Genomic DNA, 12,948 nt, shown 5'->3' on the forward strand with positions numbered 1-12,948 from the left:
GATGAACGAAGCCCGCGGACCGGGCGGTCAGCGCACCGCACCGCGGTCCGAAATCATCTTCGGCGTGATGAAGACCAGCATTTCCTGCTTGTCGGCCTTGCGCGTGCGCTGCTTGAACAGGTTGCCCAACACGGGCACGTCGCCCAGGAAGGGAACCTTGTTTTCCTGGTCGGTCTCGGTCAGCTCGAAGATGCCGCCGATCACCACCGTACCGCCGTTTTCGACCAGCACCTGGGTCTTGACGCGCTTGGTGTTGATGGACATGGCGCCTTCGACCACACCGCCCGGGCTGTCCTTGTTGACGTCCAGGTCGAGAATGATGTTGCCCTCAGGCGTGATCTGCGGCGTGACCTCGAGCTTGAGCACGGCCTTGCGGAAGGCCACCGCCGTGGCGCCGCTGCTGGTGGCTTGCTGGTAGGCGAACTCGGTGCCCTGCTCGATCAGCGCCTTGGTCTGGTCGGCCGTGACGACGCGCGGGCTGGAGACGATCTTGCCCTTGCCGTCGGCTTCCAGCGCGGACAGCTCCAGATTCAGGAAGCGGTTGGCGGCCGAGCTGAACAGCGAGATGGCGAAGTTGGCCGGCGTGGCGCCCGCCAGGCCCAGCGCGGGCAGGCTGAGGAACTGCGAGCTGGCCGAGGTCAGGCCGCCCGCATCGGTCTGCCCGGTGGTGGAGGTGATGGCGTTGTAGTTGCCGCCGAAGGCGATGCGGTTGCTGCCGACGCCGTAGCCCGCGTCGCCACCGCGAATGCCGCGCAGGTCGGCGCCGCCCAGCTTGACCCCCAGCGACTTGCCGAAGGTGTCGGTGGCCTCGACGATGCGCGCCTCGATCAGCACCTGGCGCACCGGCACGTCCAGCTTGGTGATCATGTCCTGGATTTGTTCCAGGCGCGAGGGGATGTCGGAGATGAACAGCTGGTTGGTGCGCGGCTCGGCGATGACGCTGCCGCGTGAGCTGAGCAGGCTGCCCGAGTTGGCGCCGCTGCCGCCACCACCGCCGGAGCCGGAAGACGAGGTCAGCTGCTGCTTGATGTCCTCGGCCTTGGTGTAGTTGAGCTGGAACGACTGGGTGCGCAGCGGCTCCAGGTTGCGGATGGCGGCCTGGGCCTCGAGGTCGGCCTTTTCCTTGGCCGCCATTTCGTCCTTGGGCGCAATCTGCAGCACGTTGCCGACGCGCTTCATGCCCAGGTTCTTGGCCTGCAGGATGATGTCCAGCGCCTGGTCCCAGGGCACGTCCTTCAGCCGCAGCGTCAGGTTGCCCTGCACCGAGTCGGAGGTGACGATGTTGAAGTTGGTGAAGTCGGCGATCACCTGCAGCAGCGAGCGCACGTCGATGTCCTGGAAGTTCAGCGACAGCTTCTCGCCGCGATAGCCGGGCCCCTGGGTCAGCTTGTCGGGGTTGCTCTTTTGCTGGCGCACCTCGACCACCAGCTGCTTGTCGCTCTGGTAGGCGCTGTGCTCCCACGCGCCCTTGGGCTCGATGACCATGCGCACGCGGTCACCCGACTGCACGGTGGTGATGGTCTGCACGGGGGTGCCGAAGTCGGACACGTCGAGCTTGCGGCGCAGACCCTCGGGCAGGCTGGTCTTCAAAAACTCGACCACCAGCTTTTGCCCCTGCTGCTTGATGTCCACGCCCACCTGGTTGCTGGGCAGGTCGACCACCACGCGGCCGGCGTTGTCGGTGCTGCGGCGAAAGTCGATGCCCTGCAGCGGCTGCTCGGTGTCGACGTGGCTTTCGGCAAAGGCGCTGGTGGCCGGTGCCGGCGTGGCGGCGGAGGCCACGGCCCCCAGCGTGACCAGCACCGCGCGCCCCTGCAACTCGGCCTGGTAGGTGGTGGGCTGCTTGAGGTTGAGCACCACCCGGGTGCGATTGCTGCCCTGCGCCACGTTGGCGCCGCGCAGGTTGCCCTGGTCGATGGCGATGTTGCTGTGCGTCAGGCCGCTGACGACACCCGGGAAATCCAGCGCGATGCGCGCCGGCGATTGCACGACGAAACCGGCGGGGGGCGCCACCAGGGCTTCGTTCAGCTCGATGCGCACGACTTCGGCGCCGCCCTGGATCGAGCTCGTGATCGACTCGATGCGCGCCTGCGCCATGGCGACGGCAGCGGCCCCGAAGGCGATCAATCCCAGCGCGGCAACGCGCACCTGCCGGCAGTTCGGCATCCACTTGCTCATCGTTTTTTCTCCTGCAACTGCAACTCGGCGTTGCGCTCGATCCATTCACCGGCCGCGTCCTGCACGATCTCACGCAAACCCACGTCGCTTTCGCTGACCTGGATCACGCGGCCGTAGTTTTGCCCCAGGTAGTCGCCCACCTTGACCTGGTAGAGCAGCTTGTCGACCCGCACCAGCGCCACCCGCTTGCCGCCGCGATCGAGGCTGCCCACCATCGACATCGTGTCGAGGGGAAAAGCCTCCAGCGGCTCCTTGCGGCGGTTCAGTTCGGGCGCGATCAGCGAGTCGCCCGAGCCCTTGACGCCGGACTCGCGCCGCAGCGCCTGCGCCAGGCGCTCGTGACCAAAGGGGTCGACGGCTGCAGTCTGGGTGTAGTCCTGCGGAACGTATTTCTTCGGCTCGGCCAGGGGCGTGACCTTGGGCACCATCTGGCGCCGCTGCTCGGTCATCCACTGCTGCAAGTCCTCCTGGGCCGGCGCACAACCGCCCAGCAGGGCCGCCACCCCGCACGCCAGGGCCCACCATCCAACACGCCCCATCATTTCTTGGCTCCCGGCTTGGCCGTGGCCTTTTGCTGTGCCGCGATCTCTTCGGGATCGAGGTAGCGGAAGGTCTTGGCCGTGGCCTCCAGCACCAGCATGCCGGACTTGTCCTTGTCGCCGCTGGGCGCCACCGACAGGTTGTTCAGCGTGACGATGCGCGACAGATGCGCGATGTCGGAGCTGAAGGCGCCGATGTCGTGATAGCGGCCGGTCACCTTGAGGGCGATCGGCAGCTCGGCGTAGTAGTCCTTGACCACCAGCTGCCCAGGCCTGAACAACTCGAACTGCAGGCTGCGGCCCAGGCCGGCCTGGTTGATGTCCGACAGCAGCGCGTCCATCTCGGCCTTGTTGGGCAGCTGCTTTTCCAGCAGGTTGACGTACTGCAGCACCTGCACGCGCTGCTTCTTCAGCTCTTCCAGGCTGACCGCCTTTTGCAGCTTGCCGCGGTAGTCGTTGCGCAGGGTCAGCTCCTTGGCCTGCTCACCCTCGAGCTCTTCATCGACGCCCTTGAGCCAGGCGTACCAGAGGATGGCCACCATGACGGCCGCGGCCAGCACCAGCAGGACGTAGCGCGGCAGCGCCGGCCAGGACGATGGGTCGCGCGTGTCGAGGCCGCGGAACTGTCCGCTCAGCCCCGCGAACGCTTGCCGGAGGTCGATGTTGGATGAAGACTTGCGAGCCATGACGCGGGAGCCCCTTGATCACGCCGGAGCGTTGGCCGGCCGCGCCGCGGCGGCGGCGCCGGGTGCGGCCGCCTTCGCATCGCTGGCGCGCTGCAACTGGACGCGGATGGTGAAGTTGTAGACCCGGCGCTGCTCGCGCGGGCCCAGCGCCAGGTTTTTGGCGACGATCTCGATCAGCTCGGGCTTGGTGATCCACGGGCTGGCGCGCGACAGGTTGCGCAGCAACTCGGACACCCGCTCGTTGGATTGCGCCACGCCCTCGAGCAGGACGTTCTGGTTTTCCTGCTTGATCTTGCTCAGGTACATGCCGTCGGGCAGTTGCCGGACGGCCTCGTTGAGCAGGTGCACCGGCATGTTGCGGTCGGCCTGCAGGTTTTCGACCGCCTCCTGACGCGCCTTCAGGGCCGCGATCTCGCTTTGCAGCGAGGCGACTTCCTTGATTTCCTGGTCCAGCTTGGCGATCTCGCGCGTCAGGAAGGCGTTGCGCGCCTGCTGCTCCTCGATGCGCCCCTGCAACCACAGGTAGCCGGCCCCGGCAATCAGGGCACCCAAGGCCACCGCGCCGACCAGGGAGCCGTTGAACACCTGGCGCGCGCGCTTGCGCGCCATCTCCCGATGGGGCAGCAGGTTGAGCAGAATCATGGCAAGAACCTCCGCATGGCCAGGCCACAGGCGGTCAGGTAGGACGGCGCCTCGCGCAGCACCTTTTGCTCGCGCACGCCGCGCCCCAGCTCCATGCCATCGAACGGATTGATCATCTGGCACGGGAACGAGGTGGCGTCCGTGATGGCCTCGGTCAGGCCATGCAGGCCGGCGCTGCCGCCCGCCAGCAGGATCAGGTCGACCCGGTTGTGCGGCGTGCTGGTAAAAAAGAACTTGAGTGCGCGCTCGACTTCCTGCGCCAGGTTCTGGACAAACGGGTCCAGCACGACTTGGGCATAGTCCTCGGGCAGCTCGCCCGCGCGCTTCTTGGCCTCGGCCTCCTCGGCGGTGAAGCCGTACTGGCGCATCAGCAACTGGGTGAGCTGGGCGCCGCCGAACACCTGGTCGCGCTCGTACAGCAGCTCGTCCTCGCGCAGCACCTGCAGGGTGGAGGACAGGCCGCCGATCTCGAATAGGGCCACCACGGCGTTGGCGCCGCCGCTGGGCAGTTGCTCCAGCACCCGCGCCGCCGCCAGGCGCGACGCATAGGTTTCGACGTCCATCACCATGGGAGTCAGTCCGATGGCCTCGGCCAGACCCTGGCGATCCTCGACCTTTTCCTTGCGCGAGGCGGCGATCATGACCTCGACGTCGCCCGCCGAACTGGGGCTGGGGCCGATGACGCAAAAGTCCAGGCTGACCTCGTCGAGCGAGAAAGGGATGTACTGGTTGGCCTCCAGCTCGACCTGGGCCTCCAGCTCGCGCTCACCCAGCCCGCCGGGTAAAATGATCTTTTTGCTGATGACCAGCGAGGCCGGCAGCGCCATGGCGACGTTCTTGGCCTTGGTGCCGCTTTTCTTGATCAGGCGGCGCGCGGCGTCAACCACTTCGTCGAACTTCTCGAAGTTGCCCTCGTTGATCCAGCCACGCTCCAGCGGCTCGATCGCGCAACGGTCCAGCGTGAAGCGGCCGGCGCGGTCGCGCGACAGCTCGACCAGCTTGATGCTGGATGCGCTCACGTCCAAGCCCACCAGGGGAGCCGGCTGACGATCGAACAGCGAAGCCATGTTCAAAGCAATATCCGGTTACTTTCTATTGCAGAAGTAGAACACACTTAATAAATTGATTGGATGCTATCAGCACACTTGCCGCGGGAAAAAGCGGGTCAGTGTGGCTTTTGGTACTCGACGTTGTCAAAAACCCACGATCCGGCGTGCTGTAACAGCTTTTGCCAACGAGCGCCGGCCGTTGCAACCGGTTGACATGCGCGCGGACAAGCTTGCGGCCACAATCGGGCGCCAACGCCGTGGGGCTCAAGCCGCACCGGGGCGCGCGGCGCTGCCATACCCGTCCCTTTCCGACGAATTCCTCCCCATTTCACATGCCTGCTGACCGCTCCATCCGTTCTTCCGGGCCGCGCGCAAGCCGCGGCCTCCGCTGGCCCGCCTGGCTGGCCAAGGGCCTGCTGTGGGCCGGCGGCAGCGTGGTCGCCCTGGTGCTGTGCGCCGGCCTGGCGGGACTGATGGCACTGGCCGTCGCCTACCCCAACCTGCCCGACGTGTCGGGCCTGTCCAACTACCACCCCAAGCTGCCGCTGCGCGTGTACACGGCCGAAGGCCAGCTGATCGGCGAGTTCGGCGAGGAGCGGCGCACACTGACGCCGATCGACCAGATCCCGAAAATCATGAAAGATGCCGTCCTGGCGATTGAAGATGCGCGCTTTTACGAGCACAACGGCATCGATTACGTGGGCGTGCTGCGCGCCGCGCTGGCCAACCTGGGGCGTGAAAAGAGCCAGGGCGCGTCCACCATCACCATGCAGGTGGCGCGCAACGTGTACCTGACGTCGGAGAAGACCTACACGCGCAAGATCTACGAAATGCTGCTGACGCTCAAGCTCGAGCACCAGCTCTCCAAGGACCAGATCCTGGAGATCTACATGAACCAGATCTTCCTGGGCAACCGCGCCTACGGTTTTGCTGCCGCCGCCGAAACCTATTTCGGCAAGCCGTTGAAGGACGTGACCATCGCCGAGGCCGCCATGCTGGCGGGCATTCCCAAGTTCCCGTCCACCGCCAACCCGATCGCCAACTTCGCGCGCGCCAAGGAACGCCAGCTGCACATCATCGACCGCATGGTCGAAAACGGCTTCATCACCGCCGAGCAGGCGACGCAGGCCAAGGCGCAGGAGCTGCACATCCGCCCCAGCAGCAACCGCGACCGCGTGCACGCCGAGTACGTGGCCGAGATGGTGCGCCGCATGATGTTCGAGCAGTACGGCGACCAGACCTACGTGCGCGGCCTGAAGGTCTACACCAGCATCAAGGCCGACGACCAGCAGGCCGCGTATGAGGCGCTGCGCCGCGGCATCATGAATTACGAGAGCCGCCAGGCCTACCGCGGCCCTGAAAAGTTCGTCGACCTGCCCAAGGACGCCGCCGAGCGCGAGACCTTCATCGGCGACGTGCTGGCCGATTACCCGGACATCGGCGACCTCGCCGCCGCGGTGGTCACCGCCGCCAGCGCGCGCCAGATTGACGCGGTGCTGGCCAGCGGCGACGCCATCCAGATCACCGGCAACGGCCTGCGCGCGGCGCGCTCCGGCCTGTCGCCGCGCGCGGCGCCGGCGGTGCAGATTCGCGCCGGCGCGGTGATCCGCGTGGTGCGCAAGGACGACAACAGCTGGGACGTGGCCCAGCTGCCCGAGGTCGAGGGCGCGCTGGTGGCGCTCGATCCGCGCGACGGCGCCGTGAAGGCGCTGGTGGGCGGCTTCGACTACGGCAAGAACAAGTTCAATCACGTCACGCAGGCCTGGCGCCAGCCGGGCTCGGGCTTCAAGCCCTTCGTGTATTCGGCGGCGCTCGAAAAGGGCTTCTCGCCCACCACCATCGTCGACGACGCACCGCTGTTTTTCGATGCCAGCGTCACCGGCGGCCAGCCCTGGGAGCCCAAGAACTACGAGGGCGGCTTCGAAGGCCCGATGACGCTCAAGCGCGGCCTGGCGCGCTCGCGCAACATGATCTCCATCCGCGTGCTGCAGGCCATCACGCCGCGCTACGCGCAGGACTGGGTCGCCCACTTCGGCTTCGACCCCGACAAGCACCCGCCCTACCTGACCATGGCGCTGGGCGCGGGCTCGGTCACGCCGATGCAGATGGCCACCGGCTTTGCCGTGTTCGCCAACGGCGGCTGGCGCGTCAACCCCTTCCTCATCACCCGCGTGACCGACCACACCGGCAAGGTGCTGGTCGAAAGCCACCCCACGCCACCCACCGAGGACAACCGCGCCATCAACGCGCGCAACGCCTTCGTCATGAACACCATGCTGAACGAGGTGGCGCGCACCGGCACGGCAGCGCGCGCGCAGGCCACGCTCAAGCGGCCCGACATTTATGGCAAGACGGGCACCACCAACGATTCGATGGACGCCTGGTTCACCGGCTACCAGCCGACGCTGGTGGCCTCGGTGTGGATCGGCTACGACACGCCGCGCAACCTGGGCGCGCGCGAGACGGGCGGCGGCCTGTCGCTGCCGATCTGGATCAACTTCATGCAGACGGCGCTCAAGGGCGTGCCGGTGGCGCAGCTCAAGCCGCCGGCCGGCGTGACCCGCGTGGGCGACGATTGGCTGTACGACGAGTACGCGCACGGCGGCGGCATCACCAACCTGGGCGGCGCCGGCCTGCAAGAGCCCGAGGCCCCGGCCGAGGTCGGCAGCCCCATGGGCGCCGCGCCGGGCGGCGAGCGCAATCGCATCCTGGATCTGTTCAAGAACTAGGGATGCGCCGGCGCGTCACTAGAATTCGCGCCATGTCGCGCCCCGCACCGCTGCTTGCCCGCCTCATCGTGACCGCCCTGGCGGCGGCCGCGCTGAATGCCTGCGGTCAGAAGGGCCCGCTGTTCATCCCCAGCACGCCGGCGGCAGCCCAGCGCGCCACGCTGCCGCAAACCGTGTTCGGCGGCACGGCCGCGCCGGCGGCAGCGCCCGCCAGTGCGGCGCCGGCTGCCGTGCCGCCGCCCCTGCCCAACCTGCCCGAAATCCAATGACGCCCTCCGCACCCGCCCGCGCCAACGCGCCCCTGCCCGGCACCCCCTTCGTCGCCTACCGCGCGGGCCAGCTGATGCTGGAAGACGTGGCGCTGGCCGAGCTGGCGCAGCGCCACGGCACGCCGCTGTTCGTTTATTCGCGCGCCGCCATGCTGGGCGCGCTGGCCGCCTACCAGCGCGGCCTGGCGGGGCGCGAGGCGCTGATCTGCTACGCCATGAAGGCCAACTCGACCCTGGCCGTGCTGAAGGTGTTTGCCGACGCCGGCTGCGGCTTCGACATCGTCTCGGGCGGCGAACTCGAGCGCGTGCTGGCCGCCGGCGGCGTGGCTGGCAAGATCGTGTTTTCGGGCATCGGCAAGACGCGCGCCGAGATCCGCCGCGCCCTCGAAGCGGGCATCCGCTGCTTCAACGTCGAGAGCCTGGCCGAGCTGGACGTCATCGACGAGGTGGCCCGCGCCTGCGGCCGGCGCGCGCCGATCAGCATCCGCGTCAACCCCAACGTGGACGCCCGCACGCACCCCTACATCTCCACCGGCCTGAAGGGCAACAAGTTCGGCATCGCGCACGAGCAGGCGCTGGCCGCCTATCAACACGCCGCGCGCCTGACGGGCCTGCAGGTGGTGGGCATCGACTGCCACATCGGCTCGCAGATCACCGAGGTCGCGCCTTACGTCGAGGCGCTGGATCGCGTGCTCGACCTGGTGGGCGCCATCGAGGCCGCCGGCATTCGCATCCGGCACATCGACCTGGGCGGCGGCCTGGGCATCGACTACGCGGGCGACACGCCGCCCGCCGCCAACGCGCTGTGGGCCGCCCTGCTGGCGCGGCTGGACGCGCGCGGCTACGGCGATCGCGCGCTGATGATCGAGCCCGGCCGCTCGCTGGTGGGCAACGCCGGCCTGTGCCTGACCGAGGTGCTGTACCTCAAGCCCGGCGAGCAAAAGAACTTCTGCATCGTCGACGCCGCCATGAACGACCTGCCGCGCCCGGCGCTGTACGAGGCCTTTCACCGCATCGTGCCGCTGCGCCAGCCGGCGCCCGGCGCCAGCGCGACCACGTACGACGTGGTGGGCCCGGTGTGCGAAAGCGGCGACTGGCTGGGCCGCGACCGGCCGCTCGCGGTGCAGCCCGGCGAGCACCTGGCCGTGCTGTCGGCCGGCGCCTACTGCATGAGCATGGCCAGCAACTACAACACCCGCCCGCGCGCGGCCGAGGTGCTGGTCGACGGCGGCGAGGCGCGCGTGGTGCGCCAGCGCGAGGCGGTGCAGGACTTGTGGCGCGGCGAGACCGCTTGACGCCCGGCTTTGGCCGGGTTTCAAGCCAAATCGACCGCTGGCCCGCTTGCATCAAGCGCGGGCAGCTATCGATTCGATAGTTTTTCAGGTCGTGCGCGGCTCAGTGCGGGAACCGTTCGCGCAGCTTGAGCTTCCAGAACTTGCCGGTCGAGGTGCGCGGCACGGCGTCGATGAACTCGTAGCGCTCGGGCAGCTGCCATTTGGCGAAGGACTTGTCCAGCAGCAGGGCATCGAGCTGGTCGGGCGTCGCCTGCTCGCCCGGCTTGAGCACCACGCAGGCCAGCGGGCGCTCGCTCCACTTTTCGTCGGGGATGGCGATGACGGCCGCTTCGGCCACCGACGGATGGGCCATCAGCGCGTTTTCCAGGTCGACCGAGCTGATCCATTCGCCGCCCGACTTGATCAGGTCCTTGGTGCGGTCGCTGATCTTGACGAAGCCCAGCGCGTCCACGCTGGCGACGTCGCCGGTGCGCAGCCAGCCGTCCTCGGTGAACTTGTCGGCCGGCGAGCCGACCTCGTGGTAGCTGCCGGTGATGAAGGGCCCGCGCACCTGGATCTCGCCCACGCTGTGGCCGTCCCAGGGCTGGTCGCTGCCGTCGTCGCCGCGCGCGCGCAGCTCCACCAGCGGCACCGGCACGCCGGCCATGGCCGCGCGCCGGTATTTCTCGTCGGCCGAGGCGCCCCGCAACTCGGCGCGCGGGTAGCTGATGGTGGCCACCGGGCTGGTCTCGGTCATGCCCCAGCCCTGCATGATCCAGATGCCATGGGCGTCGAAGGCGCGGATCAGCGCCTCGGGCACGGCCGCGCCGCCGACCAGCGAGCGCAGGCCGGTGGGCAGCTTCCAGCGGCCGGCGTTGGCCGCGCCGGTCTTGAGCGAGGCGTCGTAGGTCTGGATCAGCGTCATCCAGATGGTGGGCACGCCCAGCGCCAGCGTGGGCGGCTCGGCGGTCATCAGGTCGAGCAGGTCGTCGGGGTGCATGTGCGGGCCCGGAAACACCAGCTTGGCGCCCATCATCACTGCCATGTAGGGCATGCCCCAGCTGTTGGCGTGGAACATGGGCGTGACGGGCAGCACCACGTCGCTGCCGTGCACGCTGCAGAAGTCCGGCAGGCTGCCCACCAGCGAATGCAGCACGGTCGAGCGGTGCGAATACACCACGCCCTTGGGCCGCCCGGTGGTGCCGCTGGTGTAGCACATGGCCACCGGGTCGTTCTCGTCGTGCAGCGCGTAGACCAGGCCGTCGGGGTCGGCGCCGGCCAGCAGCGCCTCGTAGTCCAGCATGCCCTTGGGCAGCGCCTGGCCGCCCGAGAAGGGATACACGATGACCTGCTCGAACGTGTAGCGGTGCTTGAACTGCTCATACAGCGGCAGCAGCACGTCGTCGATCACCAGGAAGCGGTCCTGCGCATCGTCGGCGATCCAGCCGATCTCCTCCGGCGCCAGGCGCAGGTTCAGCGTGTGCATCACCCCGCCCGCGGCGGGAATGCCGAAGTAGCACTCCAGATGGGCGTGGTGGTTCCAGCACAGGGTGGCCACGCGATCGCCCTGGCGCAGCCCCAGGCCCTGCAGCGCCGACGCCAGCGCCCGCGTGCGGCGATAAAACTCGCCATAGCTGTGGCGCACCAGCGACTTGTCGGGCCGGCGCGAGACGATCTCGTTGCCGGCAAACAGCCGCCCCGCCCGCTCCAGCAGGTGGTTGAGCGACAGGGGCGCGTTCATCATGGTGCTTTGCATCGGGTCTCCTTCTCGTCATGCCTTCGGGCGACTTTACGCCGCCAGCCGACGCGAGCGGGCACAATGCGCCCCATGGAAACCCTGAGGCAAGAGCTGGCCGCCACCGCCGCACGGCTGGTGGTGGAAGAAGGCCTGGACTACGGCAGCGCCAAGCGCCGCGCGCAGAAGCTGCTGGGCGCGCCGGCGCGCACCGCCCTGCCGGACAACGATGCGGTCGAAAGCGAAGTACGCGCTTACATCGACCTGTTCCACGCCGACACCCAGCCCGGCGAGCTGCAGGCCTTGCGCCAGCTGGCCCTGACCTGGATGCAGCGCCTGGCCGCCTTTCGCCCGCACATCCAGGGCGCCGTGTGGAACGGCACCGCCACGCGCCGCAGCGACATTCACCTGCAGCTGTATTGCGACGACCCCAAGTCGGCCGAGATCGCGCTGATCGACCGCGGCGTGCGCTACGACGTGCGCCCCGCGCCCGGCGGCCCCGGCCCGGCGGCGGACGTGCTCAGTTTTTCGACACCCTGCCCCGAACTGGGCGAAGCCATCGGCATTCATCTGATGATTCAAGACTACGACGCCCTGCGCGGCGCCCTCAAGCACGGCGCCGACGGCCGGCCCCGCCAGGGCGACGCCACCGCGCTGGCCGCGCGGCTGCAAGACGAGGCCTGTGCATGAGTGAAAGTTTTGAGCTTTCACCCGCCGCCGGCACGCCCACCCGCCGCTGGGCCCTGGCCGCCGCGGTGGGCGCGGCCGCCGGCATCGCCGGCGCCACGCTGGCCTGGCGGCGTTTTGCGCTGCACGAGCCCGACACCCAGGACCTTTGGCAGCATCATTTCAGCACACCCGCCGGCGCCCCCTTGGCCATGGCCGACTTGAAGGGTCGCCCGCTGCTGATCAACTTCTGGGCCACCTGGTGCCCGCCCTGCGTGGAAGAAATGCCGCTATTGAGCCGCTTTTACACGCAAGTGAAGGACAACGGTTGGCAAATGCTTGGATTGGCCATCGATCAGGCCGACCTGGTGCAGCGCTTTCTGACTCGCACCCCCGTCAGTTACCCCATCGCCATGGCCGGTCCTGCCGGCGTCGAATTGACGAAAAAGCTGGGAAATGCCGCCGGCGGCCTGCCGTTTACGGTGGTTTTTGACCGAAAAGGCGACATCCGGCACCGCAAGCTGGGCCAGTTGAAGCCCGAGGATCTGGCGGACTGGCTGCGCTGACGCCAGCGCTGGCACGGCAAAGCAATGCATCCAAAGCGCGAACTTTGCCTTAAATTCGGTAAAATGGTTTCAATTTCTACGAAAGCATTTCAAAAATGGACCTGCGAAAACTCAAGACCTTGATCGACCTGGTGTCCGAGTCGAACGTGTCCGAGCTGGAGATCACCGAGGCCGAAGGCAAGGTGCGCATCGTCAAGGCCGGCTTGTCCACCCCGGTCGTGGCCGCCGTGCCCGTGCCGGCGGTTCCGGTGGCGGCTGCACCCGCTGCAGTGGCGGCCCCTGCGGCTGCCGCGGCGGCGCCGGCTGAACCGGCCGTGACCGGCTTCGTCGTCAAGTCGCCCATGGTGGGCACCTTCTACCGCTCGGCCAGCCCGGGCGGCACGGCCTTCGTCGAGGTGGGGCAGAAGGTCAGCGAGGGCGACGTGATCTGCATCATCGAAGCCATGAAGATCCTGAACGAGATCGAGGCCGAGAAGTCGGGCACCATCACCCAGGTGCTGGGCGAAAACGGCCAGGCGGTCGAGTACGGGCAACCGCTGTTCGTCATCGAATAACGAACCGCGGAGCAGCGGATGTTCAAGAAGATTTTGATTGCCAATCGGGGAGGTCTGGCCG

12 protein-coding genes are annotated in these 12,948 nt (G+C 67.8%); 6 read left to right on the plus strand and 6 right to left on the minus strand.

The window, feature by feature from the left end; translation table 11 throughout:
* Positions 1–27: 27 nt before the first annotated feature.
* Genes pilQ through ACWHMB_RS16255 form a run of 5 tightly spaced genes read right to left on the minus strand, consistent with a single transcriptional unit; the run spans position 28 to position 5,112 of the window.
* Positions 28–2,178, minus strand: coding sequence for a type IV pilus secretin PilQ (gene pilQ, locus ACWHMB_RS16235; protein ID WP_377484967.1), 2,151 nt, complete (start codon positions 2,176–2,178; stop codon positions 28–30).
* Positions 2,175–2,720, minus strand: a complete 546-nt coding sequence (locus ACWHMB_RS16240) for a pilus assembly protein PilP (RefSeq protein WP_377484969.1) — start codon at positions 2,718–2,720, stop codon at positions 2,175–2,177. The genes pilQ and ACWHMB_RS16240 overlap by 4 nt, the downstream gene beginning before the upstream one ends.
* Entirely contained in the window at positions 2,717–3,403 is a 687-nt protein-coding gene (pilO, locus tag ACWHMB_RS16245; RefSeq protein WP_293226399.1) for a type IV pilus inner membrane component PilO, read from the minus strand. The genes ACWHMB_RS16240 and pilO overlap by 4 nt, the downstream gene beginning before the upstream one ends.
* Before the next feature lie 18 nt (positions 3,404–3,421).
* Positions 3,422–4,045: a PilN domain-containing protein gene (locus ACWHMB_RS16250; protein WP_377484971.1), complete on the minus strand. Its 624-nt coding sequence runs from the start codon at positions 4,043–4,045 to the stop codon at positions 3,422–3,424.
* On the minus strand, positions 4,042–5,112 hold the full coding sequence (locus ACWHMB_RS16255) for a pilus assembly protein PilM (protein WP_377484973.1): 1,071 nt from the start codon (positions 5,110–5,112) through the stop codon (positions 4,042–4,044). Before ACWHMB_RS16255 ends, ACWHMB_RS16250 begins: the two co-directional genes overlap by 4 nt.
* A 314-nt stretch (positions 5,113–5,426) precedes the next feature.
* Here ACWHMB_RS16255 and ACWHMB_RS16260 point away from each other — a divergent pair, with 314 nt between their 5' ends.
* Genes ACWHMB_RS16260 through lysA form a run of 3 tightly spaced genes read left to right on the plus strand, consistent with a single transcriptional unit; the run spans position 5,427 to position 9,387 of the window.
* Positions 5,427–7,823: a penicillin-binding protein 1A gene (locus tag ACWHMB_RS16260; protein WP_377484975.1), complete on the plus strand. Its 2,397-nt coding sequence runs from the start codon at positions 5,427–5,429 to the stop codon at positions 7,821–7,823.
* A 32-nt stretch (positions 7,824–7,855) separates the two neighbouring features.
* The gene (gene lptM / locus ACWHMB_RS16265) at positions 7,856–8,092 is read left to right on the plus strand and encodes an LPS translocon maturation chaperone LptM (protein WP_377484978.1); all 237 of its coding nucleotides are present in this window, start codon (positions 7,856–7,858) and stop codon (positions 8,090–8,092) included.
* Positions 8,089–9,387, plus strand: a complete 1,299-nt coding sequence (gene lysA, locus ACWHMB_RS16270) for a diaminopimelate decarboxylase (RefSeq protein WP_447648590.1) — start codon at positions 8,089–8,091, stop codon at positions 9,385–9,387. The genes lptM and lysA overlap by 4 nt, the downstream gene beginning before the upstream one ends.
* Positions 9,388–9,487: 100 nt before the next feature.
* Here the strand turns inward: lysA and ACWHMB_RS16275 are convergent, their stop codons facing one another.
* Positions 9,488–11,122 carry a long-chain fatty acid--CoA ligase gene (locus tag ACWHMB_RS16275; RefSeq protein WP_377484982.1) on the minus strand — a complete coding sequence of 545 codons (1,635 nt, stop codon included), beginning with the start codon at positions 11,120–11,122 and terminating at the stop codon, positions 9,488–9,490.
* 72 nt (positions 11,123–11,194) lie between these two features.
* Between ACWHMB_RS16275 and ACWHMB_RS16280 the strand changes: the two genes are divergently transcribed.
* From ACWHMB_RS16280 to accB, 3 genes are all read left to right on the plus strand, one after another.
* Positions 11,195–11,791: a hypothetical protein gene (locus tag ACWHMB_RS16280; RefSeq protein WP_377484984.1), complete on the plus strand. Its 597-nt coding sequence runs from the start codon at positions 11,195–11,197 to the stop codon at positions 11,789–11,791.
* Entirely contained in the window at positions 11,788–12,333 is a 546-nt protein-coding gene (locus tag ACWHMB_RS16285) for a TlpA family protein disulfide reductase (RefSeq protein ID WP_377484986.1), read from the plus strand. Before ACWHMB_RS16280 ends, ACWHMB_RS16285 begins: the two co-directional genes overlap by 4 nt.
* A 95-nt stretch (positions 12,334–12,428) precedes the next feature.
* Positions 12,429–12,887 (plus strand): acetyl-CoA carboxylase biotin carboxyl carrier protein, encoded by a 459-nt coding sequence (gene accB, locus ACWHMB_RS16290; protein ID WP_377484988.1) that lies wholly within the window; start codon positions 12,429–12,431, stop codon positions 12,885–12,887.
* Positions 12,888–12,948: the final 61 nt, after the last annotated feature.

It is taken from the genome of Ottowia pentelensis (genome assembly GCF_964341695.1).

Excerpts from the sequence above, each read along its gene's own strand:
- pilQ (WP_377484967.1), bottom strand. The coding sequence starts at position 2,178 with ATGAGCAAGTGGATGCCGAACTGCCGGCAGGTGCGCGTTGCCGCGCTG.
- ACWHMB_RS16240 (WP_377484969.1), bottom strand. The coding sequence starts at position 2,720 with ATGATGGGGCGTGTTGGATGGTGGGCCCTGGCGTGCGGGGTGGCGGCC.
- pilO (WP_293226399.1), bottom strand. The coding sequence starts at position 3,403 with ATGGCTCGCAAGTCTTCATCCAACATCGACCTCCGGCAAGCGTTCGCG.
- ACWHMB_RS16250 (WP_377484971.1), bottom strand. The coding sequence starts at position 4,045 with ATGATTCTGCTCAACCTGCTGCCCCATCGGGAGATGGCGCGCAAGCGC.
- ACWHMB_RS16255 (WP_377484973.1), bottom strand. The coding sequence starts at position 5,112 with ATGGCTTCGCTGTTCGATCGTCAGCCGGCTCCCCTGGTGGGCTTGGAC.
- ACWHMB_RS16260 (WP_377484975.1), top strand. The coding sequence starts at position 5,427 with ATGCCTGCTGACCGCTCCATCCGTTCTTCCGGGCCGCGCGCAAGCCGC.
- lptM (WP_377484978.1), top strand. The coding sequence starts at position 7,856 with ATGTCGCGCCCCGCACCGCTGCTTGCCCGCCTCATCGTGACCGCCCTG.
- lysA (WP_447648590.1), top strand. The coding sequence starts at position 8,089 with ATGACGCCCTCCGCACCCGCCCGCGCCAACGCGCCCCTGCCCGGCACC.
- ACWHMB_RS16275 (WP_377484982.1), bottom strand. The coding sequence starts at position 11,122 with ATGCAAAGCACCATGATGAACGCGCCCCTGTCGCTCAACCACCTGCTG.
- ACWHMB_RS16280 (WP_377484984.1), top strand. The coding sequence starts at position 11,195 with ATGGAAACCCTGAGGCAAGAGCTGGCCGCCACCGCCGCACGGCTGGTG.
- ACWHMB_RS16285 (WP_377484986.1), top strand. The coding sequence starts at position 11,788 with ATGAGTGAAAGTTTTGAGCTTTCACCCGCCGCCGGCACGCCCACCCGC.
- accB (WP_377484988.1), top strand. The coding sequence starts at position 12,429 with ATGGACCTGCGAAAACTCAAGACCTTGATCGACCTGGTGTCCGAGTCG.